This window comes from Candidatus Leptovillus gracilis (assembly GCA_016716065.1).
Classification (GTDB): domain Bacteria; phylum Chloroflexota; class Anaerolineae; order Promineifilales; family Promineifilaceae; genus Leptovillus; species Leptovillus gracilis.
The window spans coordinates 179,602-198,886 of record JADJXA010000005.1 but is presented as its reverse complement, the minus strand read 5'-3'; the positions used below and the strand labels follow the sequence as shown (position 1 = coordinate 198,886).

Sequence of the window (19,285 nt, the reverse complement as noted above, 5' to 3'; positions counted from 1 at the left end):
AGATTACACAGATTTAGCCGTTGACCATTGACCATTGGCAATTGACAATTATTCCCCCGCTTCGGTTTCCCGCGGCGCGTAGCGGGTGTAATCGGTGAGGGTTTTGAGCAGGACGCTGGGGAAGAGCAATTCGTCGGTGAGGGTGGGCCATTGTCCCTGCGCGTGGTAGCGCAGCTTCATGATTTTGATCCAGTCTATCAGTTCACTGGTGGAGACTTTTTTGCCACTTTTGTCGTTTTCCATGGTCGTGCGCAGGGCCAGAAATTTGTCTACGGCCGTTACCAGAAACGCATCTTCCGCGTTCAATCCCAGGTGCAGGCTGACGATTTCGCGCAGGCGCGGCGCGTTGGGGAAGGTGATGTAATAGAAGAGACAGCGGCGCAGAAAAGCGGCCGGCAGCTCTTTTTCGGCGTTGCTGGTGATGAAGATGATGGGTGGCTGCTGCGCCTGCACCAGATTGCCGCCTTTGTCGAAGCTGTTTTGGGCGTCGTTCTGGCCGATGGCCGACAGCTCTTGCACGGCAAATTTTTTCTCTTCCAGTTCGTGCAGCAAATCGTTGGGGAAGTCTATGTCGGCCTTGTCTATTTCGTCAATGAGCAAGACGGCGCGTTTTTCGCTGCGAAAGGCTTCGCCCATCGGCCCCCAGAGAATGTATTGGCGGGGATTCTCGAATTTTTCGGTGATGCGCTGGCGCTCGGCGGCGCTGAGATTGGGGTTGGCGGCCAGTTGGGCGTCGCGCAGGCGGCCGATGGTGTCGTAGGTGTAAAGGCCGTCCTGGGCGCGGCTGGTAGATTTGACCGGCCACTCGAAGTAGGGCAGGTCCAGTTCGTCGGCGACGGCTTTGGCGAGTTTGGTTTTGCCGCAGCCGGGTTCGCCTTTGAGGAGCAACGGCCGTTCCAGATCAATCGCCACGTTCACCGCTTCAATTAAGTGTTGGTGCGGGATGTAGGGTTCGACCAGGATTTCACGGCCGTTGACCATTTTCCGTAATCGCTTTTTGCCTTCGTATTGTAACGTCGTCATAGTTTCAACCATTTCTTTTGGAGCGCGCTCCATTCGTAATCGCACAGGCGGCACAATTCCTCAATCACATAATCGGTAACGCCATTGTCGGTTTCGTCCAACAGCGCGTCGAGGACGTCGTTGACGGTGGCGACGTGTAATTTGGTCTGAGCCGGTTGTAACACAACGCGGCGCGTTCGACCATCACGCAGCCAGTCGAGCAATTCCTGGCGGGGCATTTGGGGCGACAACGAGGGCAGCCAGATCAGTTTGAGGGGATTGCTCGCGTCGCCCGGCTGCTCGGCGACCGGGGCGGGCATGACGCCCTTGTTGTCTACCAGCACCAGCAGGAACCAGTTTTGCGCGCTGCCGGAGGGCGCTAATTTTTGCACCAATGGCTGCCAGAATTCCTGCAACAGCTTCTCCGGGAAATCCGGGCCGGGATTGCCAACCTCTTCCAGGATGATGACCACGTCGCGTTCTTGCCAGGTGGCGGCCAGACTGGTCAGGATGTCATCGGGGGTGGCGGCGTAACCGTCTACGTCGGGCAGTTGTTTGCGCAACTGTCGCCAGAGGCGATCCAGCGTGGGGCTGAGGACGCCGCTGAAGCTGGCGCGAAGCGTCTGGCAGCGGTCGGTGATGTTGGCTTCATAGGCGTCTTCGAGCTCGTTTTGCACCAGGCGGTTGAGCAGCCAGCGCTGGCCGCATTCGTCGCCGGGGCCGCTGATGAGGAAGGCGCCAATGCGCGGTTTGTCTAGCAGGTCGAGGAATTTGTTGCGCTGCTGGCTGAAATTAAGCTGCCAGAGGGCGTCGCGCAGTTTTTGCTCGTTTTGGATGGCGAGGGGCGGGGTGGTGTTGGTGAGGCGACGTTGGAAGAGACGGCCGTCGCGGACGCGCATGTAGAGGACGGGGGTGGCGAAGTCGTGGGTGGCGTAGGCTTTTTGCAGACCGAGGACACGACGGCCGTATTGCGCGGCGCGATCTACCGGATCGCCGGCGGCCAATTGCTGGTAAAATCGCAGAGCAAAGCGCGTGGCGGCGCTGTTGGTGACTTTGTACTGCATGGCGACGACGACGGGGATGTTTTGCCCGACAACCCGCGCCGCGACACCAGTGTAAGCCTGGACGCCGTCGAAGGCGCTGCTCTCGCACGCCTGAAGAAAGACGACGCCAGGCCGGTGGGTGTTGAGCAAATCGCTAAATACGTCCTCATCCACCCAGTCTATGCCGCCCAGGTCGTCTATCAGCCCCACCTGACCGGTAAGACGGCCGTGAATAGTTTGCATACGGCCGTGGCCAATGAAGTGCAATATGTGCGGCGACTGGCTCAAGAGGTCATCAATCGCCAGCGCGTTGGCGTTTAGCACGATGGGCAGCAGTTCAAACTGCGCGGGCTGGCTGGCGACCAGCTTGGCCAGATTGTCGGCCACTTCTTCGTAAGCCACCGGTCCCGGCAAATTATCGGACGGATTGGCGACGACCAGCGCCAGGCGCAGTTTTTCGTCCTGGCGCAAGTTGATAGGTGACGGCACGTGGGTGAGCCAGCGATAGCGTGAAAAAACCAGGTCGGGTGCGGTCGCCAGCCAGAGCGTGCCCAGATTGGCTTCTGTGGGCAGGCGCATGAACTCCCAGGGGAGGGCGGCGACGTCGGGCATTTTTTCTTCGTTGATGTCCAGTTCCAGCCGCAGCCGCTTTTTCTCGGCGTGAATGAATTGGTTGCAATAATCAACCAGCGCCACACGCAATACGTCGTCGAACAGGGCGTTGAAGAGGGTTTCGCCGAGGGATTTGACTTGCACGGCCGTTAACTGCAAGTCCCGCGCCACTTGATTCAGCGCCTCGATTTCGGCGCGAAGCTGGGCATAGCGGAATTTTCCGCCGGGTTCTTTCAGGAGTTGGTAGGCGGGGTCAAACAACTGCACGCGCACCAGATCATCGTAATCGGTGAGATAGATGCGGAGGGTGTAGTGGTCCTCGGACATAAAATTCGAAAAAAACTACTGTTCATTAAAACGAAAAAAATAAGTGCCGCCAGAACCAACTGCAACTATTGATTCGTTATCTAGAAACCATTTGCAATCATATAAAGCGCCATCTACAGCAATAGCACACAAACATTCGCCCGAATCAACCTGCCAAACTCTAAGAGTTCGATCAGAAGATACAGATGCCAACAAACGCTCATCGTGACTAAAGGCACAACCATTGACTCTTTCTTTGTGTTCTCCACCTAGTGTTTTTCTTAACTTGTAACTTTTTGCATCCCAAATCTTTAACGTTTTGTCCGCTGAGGCCGAAGCAATAAAGTTTTTACCGACCGTGCAGGCATACACGACCCCTTCATGCCCGATAAGCCACTTGACATGGTTTCCCGTTTTCGATTCCCAAATTCCTAACCGTTTGTCTTGGGAAGCTGACACTATGAACGTATCGTCTGGGCTAATAAAACAGCTATTGACTGCTCCTTCGTGTCCTTTTAACGGCGGAATGCTCTCTGTTAATGTGACCTGCCCCTGACCATCTTTACTGACCGCCCAAATCCTAAGCGTACGATCAGACGAAGCCGACACCATAAAAGAGTTGTCATTACTTAACATACAAGCATTTGTCGGTCCGTCATGAAAATAAGTGTTTCCCCCTGTTCGCGCCCCAATATTCCATGTTTGTAACCGGCGATCGAACGAGGCTGAAATGATGAACTCACCATCGTGACTGATTGTACAACCCTTGATGGGATCATCTGATTTGCCAAGAGAGAACAGTTTATCGCCAGTCTGTGTGTCTAGAATAGTCACAGAACCCCTATGTGTAGCAACAGCAACAAATTTCCTGTCAGCATTTATTACACAGTTGTTCGCACGAATTCGTTCTTGCTTGGTTCCATGAACAGGTATTTCATTGATATCGCTGCGCCACAACTTTGTTCTTCGTTCTCCACCTCCAGATACAGATGCGATCAACCCATTATCGCTGATTGCGCATTTATTTACTGAATCCGTGTGCCCTTCATAAACCACCCCTTCACCAAGTTGCTCTAAATCCCAAATCTTAACGCGAGTGTCCCGTGAAGTTGAAACCAACTTTGTCCCGTCACGATTTAAAGCACAGCTCAAAACGGCATCTTCGTGACCTTGGAAACTTTCATGGCTTATTATCGATTCGTCCCATTGCCAAGTTTTAATAGTTCCATCGCTTAGCACTGCAACAACGTTTCTCGCATTGTTGCTCAGACAACAGTCAAGAAATAATATGTCTTCGTCTTCTTTTTCTTTTTGACCCCAAAATGTATCCTTTTCGGTTAGATCATTAGAATCAAACAATTTCAGGCTGTTAATTAATCCAAGCAATACAAACTTACCATCCGGCGAAACGGCGCAAGACTTGACATTTATTTCAGGCAGTTTTACCGATTTCTTTTCTTCAAAATGGCCAGAATCTTCATTTAGCTGCCAGGTTTTTATGCATGTCTCCCCGGCAATAGTAACAATTAAATGACCACCGCTGATAAAATTACACGCATTCACTACTCCAGCTTGAGGTAACAAAACTTGCCTGGTTTTGCCACTGTTATTGTCTTTTAATATCAGGACATTACCATACGCAATGATTATCAAATCACCGGCGTCATTAATCGCGCAATCGTTGATCAATGGATTGGCTCCAATGTCTCCTTTGGGGATTGACACGTCTTCATTTAGATTGAACGAATGTTTTTCAATCCCAAGAGTGGCGTCCCATACGACGACATCTCCATATCTGGCAGCAGCAACCACAACTTCTCCGTTAGAATTAATCGCACAATACATACCAGAATCCACATCCACTAAGTCAGGGAATCGTTCTGTCTGAAACGTACGAATCAAAGCGGGATGTGAGATGTCCGGCAAAGGGTGCCACGGTGATAAGTATGGGACTTGGAGATTACTCCATGATTTCCTCATATCATCTGGAAATCGGCTATACAAAGTAGCTAACACATCTTCTGGGCGGTTACAGCTTGCCAAAATATGACCATACTGAGAAATACCCTGCGTTAAATATTCCAGAAGCTTCCTTTGTTGGAGGAATTCTGATTCGTTGGCCGCTATTTCCTTTGCCACATTCAAGTCAGCTTCTACAGCTAACGCGCCAGCTCTCAAAATCTTAGTTGCCAGATACTGTAAGTTGGTAGCAGTAGCTATAATCTCCTCATTATGGTTTGCCTCTTTAAGATGATGAAATAAATGTTTCCATAAGTAGCGATCATCGACAGGTATATTTGACCAATCCTGTTCTCCGAAAGAATTGAGAAATTGGGCGTGTAGATTTTTAGGGCTGCCTATATTTTGTACCAAATAATCTTGAACAACATCATGCAAGCGAATGTGCTTTTGACCAAAATTAAGCTCTACAATCAATGATGACTCAAAGAGAGTCTGGCAAACATTATCAATATCTGATGCCTCAAGCCCCCCCGTTGTGTGCCACAATTTTTGAAGGGTTTCTAAAGGAACATCTGCATTTTTAGGAAAAACAGCCAATTCTTTGAATCGCTCTTCTGGTTTTTGTTTAAATTTTTTGGCACCTAACCAATCTAAACTAACCTCTATTGACGTAGAGATAATGTGATCCCTATCGACTGAAATTAGGCCTGCTGCGTTGATTTGAGTTCGCACATTTTCTAATGTGTCAGTTAAGGGTTGTTTATAGACATTAACGCGATCCTTCAAGACTCTATTCAGGATTTCTATTGCTAATGGCCAATATTCTAATTGGTTAACCAAATCCTGAATTCCAGCTCTATTTTTATCAATTTGCCGCCGATCCAGTCCTAGACATAGTAGGTCTTCCGCTTCTTTATTCTCCATTTGGTCAATGCTTATTTCATCAGCATTATGCAATCTGTTTGCTAATGTTCTGTTGCGGGTTGTTACAAGACGAACAACATTTTCCCCTCCCCGCAAAAATGGACGGATCTGGTTTTCATCCTGCGCATTATCAATAAACAAAAGAACCCTTCGATCTTTTAACCGGGTACTAAGCCATAAATCGGCCAGCGTATTTGGAGCTTTTTCTATATCCTCGGTAACATCTTTGATTTCCTGGCCTTTCAGTTGACTGATTAATATTTTCAGCCCATCGAGTACACTATCTGCCCTTTGATCAAGTTCAATCCATAAAATGCCGCCGGTAAAATGTTCTTTTGTCCGTTGGCTTTTGCACAATTCCCTGGCTAAAGTTGTCTTCCCATTACCGCCCGGACCTGAAAGCACAATGACTGAAGATGTACCTAAAATGCGCGATTCCAGCTCTCGGAACAAATTTCTACGTTCTACGTAGTGCACGTTAGGAAAACGACCAGTCATATCAATTTGTGAAAAATCATCTTCTCTTGGTATTATAGGTTTTGGTAATTGTTGAGGCGATGAAAGCGATTGAGATGATGGCAATTCCTCAAAATGGAATACTTTACCATTGTCCACAGAAAGAAACACAACTGGCGTGGCAAAATCTCGCTTGTTGAACCTCGTCGGTCCAAGCGTAATTTGGTGACGTCCACGCTGCACTGCCCGATCAACATAATAATCTTCAATAAAACTTTTATAAAATCCTTCTATAAATCGCTTCGCTGTAGAGTTGGAGACTTCATACTGCATGGCCACCACGGCTGGCACATTCTGTTGCGATATAGTGGCAGCTACCCCGACAAAAGGGTGCTTTTGGGATAACGCGCCACTTTCGCAGGCTTGTAATATCACCAAACCTGTTCTGCGAGATAAAATATTGCAAACATAGTCTGCGTCAACCCAAAAAGGGCTTTCATCTATCTCATCGACTAAGGCAATTTCCCCAACTTCTATGTCGTTTCCTTTCTCATCCTTCTTCGGAACCAATCGACCGTGGCCAATAAAGTGCCATATATCCGGTTTCAAACGATTGATCTCATTGATTTTGTCGGGCTTGGCTTGAATTCCAGCTATACCAACAACGCCCAGTAGTTTGATTTTTCCCTCACCGTCTAGCGTTCTCAAAGAGTTTAAAACTTCATCATATGCGATAGGGCCTAGTTTATCTTCCCCAGTAGGTTTCGGGAGCGACACGACCAAAGCCACGCGAAGCGCCTGTTTGTTTTCTCGGGTAATAGGCTTTTGTCCAAAAACATAGATTCGACGTCTAGAAAAAGCAATTCCTTCGTCAACAGCAACCCAAATAATTGAGTTGCCCGGTTTTGTGGGAATGCGCATAAACTCCCACGGATAAGCGGCTAGCTTTGGCAAAGCTTGCTCATCTATCCTTAACTGCAAAAGAATGATCTTTCTGTTTTTCTCAGTGGAGTGAGTTAAGCTAAAGTCTCTTTCATGAGCATCATCAAAGAGAGTCTTGAACAACTCTGCTCCGAAATCTTTTACTTCATCAGATTTAAGCGTTCCACTTCTGGCTTTTTCAGTGTAGCCGTCTAGCTTTTTCTCTCGGACTTTACTGAAGTCTAAGCGATAAGGGGGGTTTTTTTCATTGCCTCCAACACAAACTTTGACACTTATTGTATAGATACTTCAATAATGTAATCGATAAAATCTTGTGCGTTATCGGACATACAACTCACCTGGCCATAGTGTTTTCAAAGATTACATCTCGAAAAGCGTGAAGTCTACTGAGGGGAGGTATTTTTTGACGGCCTGAACGAGTTCGGGGTAACGGCCGTTGCTCACCATAAAATCCTGCAACCCCTTCGTGCGCTCGGTGCGAATGTATTTGTTGGCTTCATAGCCCAGCAGTCCGGCCGAATCGAGCTTGAGGGCCACACAATCCAGCCTTAACTCCTGACATACGCTCGTTAGCTCGCGGGACTTCAGCCGTTCCATAAAGACGTACAAATTAGCCTTGATGTGGGGAAGCAGACCGGGAGTTGTTGTGACCATTGCTTTTGCCAGCGCATCCAGACGATAGATGCGCTCAGCTTTACCAAATAAGTCCTGGGCTTTGGCCGTCTTGCTGGGCGAACCCAAATCCTCAAAGTCTACGCCCACCGCCTCGCAGAGGGTGCGGATTCCCTCTAAATCAAACTTGTCGGCGATGAGTTTGGGCAGGGAAGCCGCCTCGGCGGTAAGCGGGACTGGCGCCTGGGGACCGCCAATTGTGTCACCGGCAACGGGAGTAACGGCCATGGGGCTGCCCTGTGAATTGCTGGACGGCCGGGTGAACAACTGCCCATCGGCCACGCGCATAAACAGGACAGGGGTGGCAAAGTCGCGGGATTTGTATTGGGTGTTGAGGGCGATGGCGCGGCGGCCGTTTTGCGCCGCCCAGTCCACCGGGTAGCCTTCGGCCAGATTTTGGTAAAACTTGACGGCGAAGCGCACGGCCGTGGTGTTGGACACCTCATACTGCATCGCCACCACCACCGGAATGTTTTGCTGCACAATGCGCGAGGCCACGCCCACAAATGCCTGCGACGCCGACAGCATCCCGCCTTCGCACGCCTGCAAGACAACCACGCCGGGCCGGTGGGTGTTGAGCAAGTCGCTGAAAAAGTCGGCGTCTACCCAGTAGGCTTCACCGAATATCCCGTCCACCAGAGCAATCTGGCCTTCGGTGTGGTCGCCGGCGGGTAAACGGCCGTGGCCGATGAAATGGAAAATGTGCGGATTTTGCGCCAGGAGTTGGTCAATCTTGTCGGCATCAGCATCGGTGACGACGGGCAGCAGGTCAAACTTGTCGGGCTGGCTTTCCACCAGCTTTTTCAGCCCGGCCACAACCTTTTCGTATTCAACTTTGCCCAGATCGGCCGGCGCGGCCACTGCCAGCGCAATGCGGAGCTTTTCGTTGGCGCTCAGTTGAATCGGCCGGGGCATGAACCACTGCTGCCGCCGCCGGGAAAAAATAACGTCGGGGGCGCTGCCCAACCAGAGCGTACCCAGGTTGGCCTTAAGTGGCAGGCGCAAAAACTCCCACGGCAAGGCGGCCACGGCCGGCATCAGCGCTTCGTTAATGTCCAATTCCAGGCGGAGCAGGCTGCTTTCCTGGTGAACGGCCGTGTTGTAAAGCGAGACAAAATCGTTGCGCAAAACATCGTCAAACAACGCTTCAAACAATGCTTCACCCAACTGCTTGATCGGTTCGTCGTCTTTTAGCTCGTTGGCGTAGGCTTTTTGGGTCAGCCTGTCAATGGTGGCTTTCAGATCGCCGGTGTAGCGGAACTGACCGGATGGTTCACCGAGAACGGCGCCGGCCGGGCTGCGTTTTTCCACGCGCACGAAGTTATCGGTATTGAGGCGGATACGGTAGGTGTAATACTCACTCATGGGCGACTGTGTCCTGTGAAGATAGGTGGAGATTGGAGACTGGAGACTGGAAACTGCATCAATCTTTAGTCTCCAGTCTCCAGTCTCAAGTGTGGAAAACGGCCGTTACCCCGGCAGTTCCAACGTCCACATTTCCCGCGCCCCGCGCGACAGATCTTTGCTGGCATCTTCGCGGCGGCGCAGCAGATTTTGTAGTTTTTCGGATAGATCGGCAAACACGTTACGCACATGCTCTATCAACCAGTGCATACTCGGTTCGGCCCAGGCCAATCCTTCCAACGTGACCGATTTTGTGCCTTTGGGCACTTTGAACACGACGCCAAATTTAACCGTCAACACTTTTTGTAGGTCAGCATTTTGGATATACCAGTAACACTCGGAGTTATCTTCACCGAAGGCGGCAATTTCAAACCGGCCCAGGTCATAAGAAAAATCACGCAAGACGATGTGAGATTTCATCTCATTCTTGTTTTCCAGGTTGGCTTTCAATTCCGGCATCTGTCCAGATAGCTCAGAAAGTTTGGTGGCATCAACACCTACCTTCCATTTCAGGTCGGCGTCCAACCCTAAAGTCATGCCACCGCCCCACTCCATCACGCTCTTCCAATTTGTTTGCGGGAAAATAGATTGCACAATCGGCTCTTCTTGACCTTTGGGACCAAAACTGAGCTTACAAGTCAGCGATTTAAAGTGCGCTCCGGGCCTGGGCTGCATGTCAACCGTGATGGTCAGGTAATAAAAGTCATATTTGCCGGCAAACTGATCTTTTTGGATGCTGGTTAATTCCAAACCAGAACCATGCAATTGGTCGGGGGTGAGGGCAACCAGGTTGGCGCGGGGATTGCCAAACAAAACTCTGGTTTTACGCAAACTGTCTAGCGCCTCACCACCAACGTCCAGGTGTTCGCCGCCGGCCAATGTGCCTTCCCATTTGGTCACTTCGGTAAACAATTTATCTAGCGTCGCTTCGGAACCGGTCAAATCGGGGGGAGTTGGTGTTTCATCGATCATGTTTTACCTCCTGGTCTTGAGATGTTTAGAACGGCCGTATCCAGCGCAAACCTGGGGCTAACGGCCGTTCCCCAACAATACCTGTATCTTAATCAGCGCCACTCCATTGTCAATCAATGCGCCAAAATCTTACTCAAAAACAGCTTCGTCCGCTCATGCGTCGGCGTGCTAAAAATCTGGTCTGGCGGCCCAACCTCCACAATCTGCCCATCATCCATAAATACCACCCGGCCGGCCGCCGCCTTGGCAAAGCCCATCTCATGCGTCACCACCACCATCGTCATGCCCCCCTTCGCCAGGTCCAGCATCACGTCCAGCACTTCCTTGATCATCTCTGGATCCAGGGCGCTCGTCGGTTCGTCAAACAGCATAATCTTCGGCTCCATCGCCAGCGACCGGGCAATCGCCACCCGCTGCTGCTGCCCGCCCGACAACTGTCGCGGATATGCCCCCGCCTTTTCCGGGATGCCCACCCGCTGCAGCTGCTCCATGGCAATCTCTTCGGCTTCGCTCTTGCTGCGTTTACGCACCTTCTCTTGGGCAATGGTCACATTTTGCAGCACCGTGAGGTGGGGAAACAGATTAAACTGTTGAAACACCATACCCACTTCCGCCCGCACCGCGTTGATATTTGTCTTCTTATCTTCTAAATGGACGCCATCAATGTACACCGCGCCACCGGTCGGCACTTCCAGATGATTGATGCAGCGCAGCACCGTGCTTTTGCCAGAACCACTTGGCCCCACAACAATCACCACTTCACCGCGCCGCACCCGCAGGTCTACGCCCTTCACTGCCTGTACGTGCCCAAAGTATTTATGCAGGCCGTCTACTACAATGATTTCATCGTCCATCTCAGCGTGAATCCTTGCCCAACCGCTGCTCGTACCAGCGCAAGAGCAGACTCAGGGCGATTGTCATGGCTAAATAACAAAACGTCAGCACCAAATAAGATTCTGGAAAGCGAAAGGTGCTGCCGGCGTACAAACGGGCGCGCTGGGTCAGCTCGCGCACTGCCAACACCGATATCAGCGAGGAATCTTTGAGCATGGCAATGAAATCGTTGCCTAACGCTGGTGAAATATTACGAATCGCCTGTGGCAAAATAATATACTGCATGGCCTGACGATAATTCATCCCTAAAGAGCGAGACGCTTCCATTTGCCCATGGGAGATAGATTCAATTCCCGCCCGGAAAATCTCGGCTAAGAATGCGCCATAGATAATTGCCAGGGCAAAAATGCCGCGCGCCACCATCGAAACATTGCGGATGTCAATTCCCAGGGCATTGCTGACGGCCGGAACCAGCACAAACGCCAATGTCAGAACCAATACCAGCGTTGGCACACCGCGAATAAATTCGATGTAGGTGATGGCAATGTTGCGTACCAGCGCGTTTTTGCTAATCCGCCCTAATCCAGCCAGCAGGCCCAAAACCATAGCCAGCGCAAACCCCCCCAGTGTAATGGACAACGTAAGCTGGATGCCAGGGATAATGAATAGAAACGCTTCATTTATCTCCGGGTCTGTAAAAATCAAGAAGGCCATGATAATCAGAAAACCAAAAATAGCGAAAAGCCACCACGGGAACTCTCGCCAATTATCACGCCAGGTTGCATCCGGGATTTGAATTTCTGGACCTGCCATTATGTCTCCCTTGAAAATAGAGTTGTCAAATCTTTAAGATTTGACAACTCTAAACCTTTTCATTCGTGGTGGTGGGTTAGGTCACACGCATGAAATCTCCTGTTGGAACTTAGGGCTGCTTACGTGAAGTACAAAATAATACCTTGAAAAGTGCATAAAACAAAGAAGCGCCAGAGTGGATTACCCTGGCGCTCCCCATTAAGAATAGCGTTCAGTGTTCAGTTGACGGAACACTGAATACTGAACACTGGACACGGAATACTGTCACTATCCTTCTAAATCGTCGTAGGTGATGTCGAAGTCGGGGCCAAAAAAGCGCAGGTTCACCGCTTGCAGGAAACCGTTGCTCTTCAAGAGTTGTAGGGCGGCGTTAACCGGCCCGACCAGATCGCTGCCTTTGGGATAGATGAAGCCCAGTTGGTCACTGGACATGGAGGGGCCGACCAATGTCAATTTGTCGGCGTTTTCGCCCAGGTAGCCTTGTCCGGCCACTTCGTCAATGATCACGGCGTCTATGTCGCCAGACAGCAGGGCCTGTACGGCGAAGGGGAACTGCTCGAAGGCTTGAATACGGCTTTCGGGCAGGAAAGATTTGGCCGTTTCATAATTCGTCGTCCCTGTTTGCGTGCCCAGTACCAGGCTGGTGTCGGCGACGATATCGTCAATGCTGTTGATGCGTGTCTCATCCACACGCACCAGCAGGCGTTGTTCGATGTTGATGTAACCTTCGGAGAAATCCACAATTTCGGTGCGGTCTTCGGTGATGGTGATGCCATCGGCGGCGGCGTCGTACTGGCCGTTGGCTACGGCCTGGATCATGCCTTCCCAACCAGCTTCGATGTAGACCGGCGTGCAGTTAAGCAGGCGGCAAATTTCGTTCCACACTTCATAGTCCCAACCAGCCGGTTCTTTGGTGGTGGGGTCTATGTAGTTGAAGGGCAGGTAGGCGTTTTCGACGGCGATGGTGATTTCACGGCCACCCAGGTCTGGCAGACCGGTGCTGGCGGCGGGTTGTTCGGCAGCCGGTTGTGTTGGGGCAACCGGTTCGGCCGTGTTGGCGCCACCGCCGCAGGCTGCCAATAAAAATACCAGCAGCAAGGAAACAATTGCTAACGTCCATTTCTTTTTCATCTTCTTTCTCCTTTCATAGTGCCTTAATTTAATGGTGGAACAAGGATGTACGGGCTATTTTCCAATGATGCACATTTTTTCATAGGCTACTTTATTTGTCAAATTTGCCTACCAGTCCACCGGCCCACATCCTGTTTTACACCTGGACAACGGAATCGTCTTCGCCGTAAGAATTGGGCAGGTAGGCGTCGGCCTCCCAATCATTTTCCCAGCGGTCTCCGTCCAGCAGGTAGCGGAAACGGTATGCTTTTCCCGGCGTCAGGGACAGCACAACGCTAAGACTACCATCCTTCAACTTTTTCATTGGGTGGCTTTCAGTACTCCACCCATTAAAATCACCTGCGATAACGGCCGTTTCTGCCCCCACATCCGCCGGCAACTTGAACGTGACCCGGCACACCGAGCCTGTTTTTGAATAATTCTTGCTTAACATAATTTTTCTCTCCTTTTTTGAAGTTAACCATGACGGTCATGATGCCGCCCGCCACTTATGAAGACCTGACGGCTGGCAAAAATCTGTCAGGTCCAAGTTTACTTTATCCTGAGAATGCAACTCTGACTATCATCTTATCCACTTCTATGCCGATGGCAAGACTAGACTGGGATCAGTATTCAGTAATTCAGTATTCAGTCGGCGTTAACTCTGGAAAACACGTACTGAAAACCGAACACTGAGCGCTGACTTCTGAATACCGCTGCCAGTTTGTTCAGGTTGGGCATAAATACAGTGTAAATTGGCATTTAGCGACAGGCAAGAGGTAAGTTGGCAGAATTACCCTGGTCGTAGTTGTATAGAGCGTCTGAACGGCAATGGTCTGGCAAATATCTGGACACGGCCGTTTCCCCCATTTTACTTGCGTGTCCGGCTCAGAAAAGGCATTATTACCGGGCAGTGAAACCCAAAAGGAACAAGTGACTGAACCATGTCCGAACATCTTCACTACCACCCCGATGTGGCTGCGGCTCTGGCGGCCAACGGCCCCATCGTCGCTTTGGAAAGCACCGTCATCACCCACGGACTGCCTTACCCACAGAATGTGGCAACGGCCGTCGCCATGGAAACGGCCGTGCGCGAAGGTGGGTCCACCCCGGCCACCATCGCCATCATTGGTGGGCAGGTCCATATTGGCCTCAGCGCCGACCAGATCGAATACCTGGGGCAGCGCGCCGGGCAAGATGTGCGCAAATGCAGCCGCCGCGACCTGCCCCTGGCCCTGGCACGCGCTGAGGATGGGGCCACCACCGTCGCTGGCACGATGATCCTGGCGCATCTGGCGGGCATTGAGCTGTTTGCCACCGGCGGCATCGGCGGTGTCCATCGCGGCCACCCCTTCGACGTGAGCGCCGATCTGGCTGAACTGGGCCGCACGCCGGTCACGGTGGTCAGCAGCGGCGCCAAATCCATTCTAGATTTACCGGCCACGCGCGAAGTGCTAGAGACACACGGCGTCCCTGTTATCGGTTATGGCACAGACGAGATGCCCGCTTTTTTTACGCGGCACAGCGGCTTGTCGGTAGACATTCGCCTGGACACCCCGGATAGCGTCGCTGCGGTGATTGCCGCGCGCCGTTGGTTGGGGCTGCAAAGCGGTTTGCTGGTGACTGTGCCCGTACCCGCCGAAGCCGCCGCCGACCCGGATGAAATGGAAGCGGCCATCACCCAGGCCACCCGTGAAGCCGACGACCTGGGCATTCATGGGCCGGCGGCTACGCCCTGGCTGCTAAGCCGGGTGGTGGTTCTGACAGACGGCCGCAGCATGAACGCCAACACCGCATTACTGCGCAACAATGGCCGGACGGCCGGGCAAATCGCTGCCGCCCTGGCACAGCGATAAATAGTTCGATTAGCAACCCATCAGCAACCCATCACCCACCCATGACTTATGGCCTATCCCACCTGATTCCTATCGTTATTTTAAGGCCATTGGGTATAATCGAATGGTACTAAAAGCCTGCGGCAAAATAATACCTTGTCTCAACGCCGTTTCCAGTGGGCAAAAGATCCATGAAAGAGCAGCTGACCGCACTAATCAAAAAGGAAATTAGCCGCCTGCAATGGCTCTCGCTAACCGTGTTGGTGATTGCTTTTTTTGCCCTGGTAGCTGCTTTTTACGGGGTTATCGGCGTTCTGTTGGGCAATACGCTTAGTAATTGGTTGATTGCTCTGGCTGTTACCACACTCTTGTTTTTGGGCGTAACCATCATTATTTTTAGTTTCATGGCGCAGTCTGGTGAGCGGGTGGATACGGCCGTTAATAAAATCGTCCATACCGAGACCTATGCGCTGGAAGCCTCCAACAAGCGGCTCAAGTCGTTGCAAGAGCTGGCTTCCATCATGCGGGCTACCCTCAGTTTTGAACGAGTTGTCGAGGAAGCGCTCAACGTCTGTAACCAGTCCCTCTTTGATTCTGGCGCAGCACGCGATTCTCTGGTCAGCACCGTCTTTTTGTTCGCTGGAGACAGCTTGCGCCCCGTGCCCACCCGCAGCTTTTCCGGCAGTGACCTGGAACGGCATATTCCCGGCAAAAAGGGCATTGTCGGCAAGGCCCTGCGCGATGTGGAAATTGTCGTCTCCAACAATCTGGAACGAGACCCAGAAGTGCGTACCTTCATCGCCTTTAGAAACTGCCAGATGGCAATCTGTATCCCGCTGCGCGCCGGATTCAATATATTCGGCGCGATGCTGATCGCCTCCAAAGCCACTTTGCAGCTCAACGATGAGCATCATGAACTGTTCGTTTCGGTGGCCGACCAGGCCGTTATTTCTTTGCAGAATGCCCGCCTTTACCAGGAATTAGAAGCTGAAAAGCAGCGCCTGATAGACGCCAACGAAAATGCGCGCAAAGAATTGGCCCGCGATTTACATGATGGTCCCACCCAAAGCATTGCGGCCATCGCCATGCGCATCAACTTTATTCGTTCGTTGGTCAGTCGCGATCCAGACCAGGCGATTATGGAATTGCAGAAGGTGGAAGAGTTGGCTAAACAGACCTCGAAAGATATTCGGGGGATGTTGTTTACGTTACGGCCGTTAATCCTGGAAACACAAGGGCTGCAAGCGGCCATCGAAGCGGTCATCAGCCGCCTGCGAGAAGCGGATGGTCTGAACATTCAGTTTAATGGCGGTGAATACGCCGATCTGCTTGATGACGCCGGTCAGAGTGTGGTCTTCTCTATCGTTGAAGAAGCGCTGGGCAACGCCCGCAAATATTCCCAGGCCAACCACATCGAAGTGCGCTTCTGGAAAGAAGACAACCTGTTTGTCGCCCTGATTCAGGATGATGGTGTTGGTTTTGATACCCAAGACGTCAACCGCGACTATAGTTCGCGCGGCAGTCTGGGCATGGTGAACATGCGTGAACGCGCCGAGCGCATTAATGGCTCTTTGCGCGTGGAGTCTGTTCCCAAACAGGGAACCAAAATTACTCTGGTTGTGCCCCTGGAAAAACACGGCCGTCCCTTTGTCGCCGGCTCCCGCCGGTAGCCCCAGGCCCCCATCCGTGTTACCATTCGCCCATTATGAGACCAGACAACATCCGACCCAACAGATGGCAGTTAGCCCCACCCGTGCCAGCCGCTGTTCAGCAGCAGCTCAGCCACATCAACCCTACTCTGCTTCAGGTACTTTACAACCGGGGCATCATAGACCCGGCCCATTTACAGGCTTTTGTTGAGCGCCGTTACCTGGAAAGCACCGATCCCTTCTTGCTGATGGATATGGACAAGGCGGTGGCCCGCATCCAGCAGGCCATCGAAAATGAAGAGACTATCGTCGTGTATGGCGATTTCGACGCTGATGGCGTGACCTCCACTGTGCTGCTGACCGAGGCGCTGCGTGGTTGTGGCCTGGATCGGGAAAAGGCCCGGCCGTATATCCCCGACCGCGTAGACGAAGGTTATGGCCTGAATATAGAAGCCCTGAGCAAAATCAGAGGCGAATTCGCCGCCCACCTGGTCATCAGCGTGGATTGTGGCATTCGTTCGGTGGCCGAGGCGCGGCACGCTCAGGCCATTGGCCTGGACATGATCATTACCGACCACCACAGCCTGGGGCCGGAACTGCCGCCAGCAGTGGCGGTGATTAATCCGAAACGGCCGTCTTCCCCATATCCCGAAACCATGCTGGCCGGTGTGGGCATCGCCTACAAACTGGCCCAGGCGCTGCGCCAGGCCATGCCTGAACGCGCCCAATTCAACGAGACCGACCTGCTCGATCTGGTCGCCATCGGCACAGTGGCCGATTTGGCCCCGCTGTTGGGCGAGAACCGGCAGCTTGTTGTTGCCGGGTTAACCGTGCTGAATGAAGCGCGCCGTCCCGGTGTCGCTGCTCTGGCCGAAGTGTCTCGCCTGAAGCCGGGCCAGCTTTCGGCCGAGTCTATCGCTTTTGGCCTGGGGCCGCGCATCAACGCCGCCGGGCGGCTGGCGCACGCCTACGCCGCCGCCAAACTGCTTTCGGTGAACAACCGGCCGCAGGCTAACGAGCTTGCGGCCAAGCTAAACGAATTGAACCAGCAGCGCCAACGGCTGACGGCCGAATTGACGACCAAAGCGGAAGCCTTGATCACACCGGATGCCCCCATCCTCATTGCTGCCGACGCTGGGTTTGTCTCTGGCGTGGTGGGGCTGGTCGCCAGCCGCCTGGCCGAAGTGCATTATCGCCCGGCCATTGTCATGGAGATGGGCGAGGAAGAGAGCCGAGGGTCCTGCCGTTCTATCCCCGAATTTCATATTACCGAAGCGCTGGATGGGGTGGCCGATTTGTTGGTGCGGCATGGCGGCCATGCCCAGGCGGCCGGTTTCACCATTCGCAATGAAAACCTGGAGCCATTCATCCGGCAGATGACGGCCGTGGCCGAAACAAAACTGGCCGGTTTAGATTTGTACCCCACGCTGACGGTGGATGCGGAAATCGAGCTGGAAGCGGTGGATTGGGCGCTGTATGAGAGCCTGAGGCCGCTGGAGCCGACAGGATATGCGAATCCGACCCCGGTATTTATGAGCCGTAACGTGGAAATTTTGAGCCATCGGGTGGTGGGGCAGGATGGTTCTCATCTGCAAATGCGCGTCGCCGCTCCGGGGCCGTCGGGCAGCTACCGGGAGGTGGCGGCGATTGCCTTTCGGCAGGGGGCGTGGGCGGCGCGGATGCCGCAGTTTATGGACCTGGTGTACACGGTGGGGGTCAATGAATGGAACGGCCGTCGCAGCCTCCAACTGATGGTCCAGGATATGCGCCCCGCTGGGGCCGAAGGGGAGATAGTGACATGAAGGTGCTTGTTACCGGCGCGGCCGGTTTTATCGGCAGCCATCTGGCAGCCAAATTGGCCCGGCGGGGCGATGAAGTGGTGGGTCTGGACAACTTTAACGCGATTGTTTATGACGCGGAACGAAAACACGGCCGTGCTCAACAACTGGCCCAATATGCCAATTTCAGAATGATCACCGCCGACATCACCGACCGGGAGCGGATGTTCGCCATTTTTGCCGAGGAAAAGTTCCAGGCGGTGGCCCACCTGGCGGCGCTGGCCGGGGTGCGCAATGCCGTTAAGTACCCGGCGCTTTATGTGCAGGTGGACTTAAACGGCACACAAAACCTGATGGACGCGGCGTTGGCCGCTGAAACAGTAGGGAATTTTGTGTTTGCCTCTACTTCCTCGGTCTACGGCAACAGTAAGGTTGTGCCCTTTGTGGAAACCGACCCGTGCGACCGGGTCTTGCAGCCCTATGCCGCCGCCAAACGGGGCGCGGAAATTTTGGGGCACTCGTATCATCACCTGTTTGGGCTGAACTTCACAGTGGTGCGCTTCTTTACGGTGTATGGTCCCAGCGGCCGACCGGATATGATGGCCTATCTGCTGGCCGACAGCGTGACCAAAGGCACGGAGGTACCCCTGTATGATGGTGGGCAAATGTACCGTGACTGGACCTACGTGGATGACACGACCGATGGCGTGGTGGCCGCCCTAGACCGGCCATTGGGCTACGAAATTATCAACCTGGGGCGGGGCGAACCAACGCTGCTGCGTGATTTTGTGACGATGATCGAGACCCTGGCGGGCGCCAAGGCGAATCTGGTTAACAAACCGAAACACGCGGCCGATTTTGTTTTGAACCAGGCCGACATCACCAAAGCGCGGCAGCTGTTGGGTTATGATCCAAAGGTGTCGGTGGCCGAAGGGGTGAAACGGTTTTGGGAATGGTATATAAGCTATTAG

General features: G+C 52.7%; 13 protein-coding genes. 4 read left to right on the top strand and 9 right to left on the bottom strand.

What is annotated here, in order from left to right; all coding sequences use genetic code 11:
* Window positions 1-48: 48 nt before the first annotated feature.
* The 9 genes from IPM39_15585 to IPM39_15545 all read right to left on the bottom strand — a co-directional run bounded on the left by IPM39_15585 (window position 49) and on the right by IPM39_15545 (window position 13,509).
* The gene (locus IPM39_15585; protein ID MBK8987474.1) at window positions 49-1,035 is read right to left on the bottom strand and encodes a MoxR family ATPase; all 987 of its coding nucleotides are present in this window, start codon (window positions 1,033-1,035) and stop codon (window positions 49-51) included.
* Entirely contained in the window at window positions 1,020-2,984 is a 1,965-nt protein-coding gene (locus IPM39_15580; protein MBK8987473.1) for a CHAT domain-containing protein, read from the bottom strand. Before IPM39_15580 ends, IPM39_15585 begins: the two co-directional genes overlap by 16 nt.
* A gap of 15 nt (window positions 2,985-2,999) precedes the next feature.
* Window positions 3,000-7,370, bottom strand: a complete 4,371-nt coding sequence (locus IPM39_15575; GenBank protein MBK8987472.1) for a CHAT domain-containing protein — start codon at window positions 7,368-7,370, stop codon at window positions 3,000-3,002.
* A 237-nt stretch (window positions 7,371-7,607) separates the two neighbouring features.
* Window positions 7,608-9,284: a CHAT domain-containing protein gene (locus IPM39_15570; GenBank protein ID MBK8987471.1), complete on the bottom strand. Its 1,677-nt coding sequence runs from the start codon at window positions 9,282-9,284 to the stop codon at window positions 7,608-7,610.
* Between the two features lie 105 nt (window positions 9,285-9,389).
* The gene (locus tag IPM39_15565) at window positions 9,390-10,295 is read right to left on the bottom strand and encodes a hypothetical protein (protein MBK8987470.1); all 906 of its coding nucleotides are present in this window, start codon (window positions 10,293-10,295) and stop codon (window positions 9,390-9,392) included.
* A 113-nt stretch (window positions 10,296-10,408) separates the two neighbouring features.
* Window positions 10,409-11,149 carry an amino acid ABC transporter ATP-binding protein gene (locus IPM39_15560; protein ID MBK8987469.1) on the bottom strand — a complete coding sequence of 247 codons (741 nt, stop codon included), beginning with the start codon at window positions 11,147-11,149 and terminating at the stop codon, window positions 10,409-10,411.
* Window position 11,150: 1 nt separating this feature from the next.
* Window positions 11,151-11,942: an amino acid ABC transporter permease gene (locus tag IPM39_15555; protein ID MBK8987468.1), complete on the bottom strand. Its 792-nt coding sequence runs from the start codon at window positions 11,940-11,942 to the stop codon at window positions 11,151-11,153.
* 267 nt (window positions 11,943-12,209) lie between these two features.
* Complete coding sequence (locus IPM39_15550; protein MBK8987467.1) at window positions 12,210-13,073, bottom strand: transporter substrate-binding domain-containing protein; 864 nt, start codon at window positions 13,071-13,073, stop codon at window positions 12,210-12,212.
* A gap of 136 nt (window positions 13,074-13,209) precedes the next feature.
* Complete coding sequence (locus IPM39_15545; GenBank protein MBK8987466.1) at window positions 13,210-13,509, bottom strand: isoamylase early set domain-containing protein; 300 nt, start codon at window positions 13,507-13,509, stop codon at window positions 13,210-13,212.
* A 487-nt stretch (window positions 13,510-13,996) separates the two neighbouring features.
* Here IPM39_15545 and IPM39_15540 point away from each other — a divergent pair, with 487 nt between their 5' ends.
* The 4 genes from IPM39_15540 to IPM39_15525 all read left to right on the top strand — a co-directional run bounded on the left by IPM39_15540 (window position 13,997) and on the right by IPM39_15525 (window position 19,285).
* Window positions 13,997-14,908, top strand: a complete 912-nt coding sequence (locus IPM39_15540) for a pseudouridine-5'-phosphate glycosidase (GenBank protein ID MBK8987465.1) — start codon at window positions 13,997-13,999, stop codon at window positions 14,906-14,908.
* A gap of 170 nt (window positions 14,909-15,078) precedes the next feature.
* On the top strand, window positions 15,079-16,557 hold the full coding sequence (locus IPM39_15535; GenBank protein MBK8987464.1) for a GAF domain-containing sensor histidine kinase: 1,479 nt from the start codon (window positions 15,079-15,081) through the stop codon (window positions 16,555-16,557).
* Window positions 16,558-16,592: 35 nt separating this feature from the next.
* On the top strand, window positions 16,593-18,338 hold the full coding sequence (gene recJ / locus IPM39_15530; GenBank protein MBK8987463.1) for a single-stranded-DNA-specific exonuclease RecJ: 1,746 nt from the start codon (window positions 16,593-16,595) through the stop codon (window positions 18,336-18,338).
* The gene (locus IPM39_15525; protein MBK8987462.1) at window positions 18,335-19,285 is read left to right on the top strand and encodes an SDR family NAD(P)-dependent oxidoreductase; all 951 of its coding nucleotides are present in this window, start codon (window positions 18,335-18,337) and stop codon (window positions 19,283-19,285) included. The genes recJ and IPM39_15525 overlap by 4 nt, the downstream gene beginning before the upstream one ends.

Excerpts from the sequence above, each read along its gene's own strand:
- IPM39_15585 (MBK8987474.1), bottom strand. The coding sequence starts at position 1,035 with ATGGTTGAAACTATGACGACGTTACAATACGAAGGCAAAAAGCGATTA.
- IPM39_15580 (MBK8987473.1), bottom strand. The coding sequence starts at position 2,984 with ATGTCCGAGGACCACTACACCCTCCGCATCTATCTCACCGATTACGAT.
- IPM39_15570 (MBK8987471.1), bottom strand. The coding sequence starts at position 9,284 with ATGAGTGAGTATTACACCTACCGTATCCGCCTCAATACCGATAACTTC.
- IPM39_15565 (MBK8987470.1), bottom strand. The coding sequence starts at position 10,295 with ATGATCGATGAAACACCAACTCCCCCCGATTTGACCGGTTCCGAAGCG.
- IPM39_15560 (MBK8987469.1), bottom strand. The coding sequence starts at position 11,149 with ATGGACGATGAAATCATTGTAGTAGACGGCCTGCATAAATACTTTGGG.
- IPM39_15555 (MBK8987468.1), bottom strand. The coding sequence starts at position 11,942 with ATGGCAGGTCCAGAAATTCAAATCCCGGATGCAACCTGGCGTGATAAT.
- IPM39_15550 (MBK8987467.1), bottom strand. The coding sequence starts at position 13,073 with ATGAAAAAGAAATGGACGTTAGCAATTGTTTCCTTGCTGCTGGTATTT.
- IPM39_15540 (MBK8987465.1), top strand. The coding sequence starts at position 13,997 with ATGTCCGAACATCTTCACTACCACCCCGATGTGGCTGCGGCTCTGGCG.
- IPM39_15535 (MBK8987464.1), top strand. The coding sequence starts at position 15,079 with ATGAAAGAGCAGCTGACCGCACTAATCAAAAAGGAAATTAGCCGCCTG.
- recJ (MBK8987463.1), top strand. The coding sequence starts at position 16,593 with ATGAGACCAGACAACATCCGACCCAACAGATGGCAGTTAGCCCCACCC.
- IPM39_15525 (MBK8987462.1), top strand. The coding sequence starts at position 18,335 with ATGAAGGTGCTTGTTACCGGCGCGGCCGGTTTTATCGGCAGCCATCTG.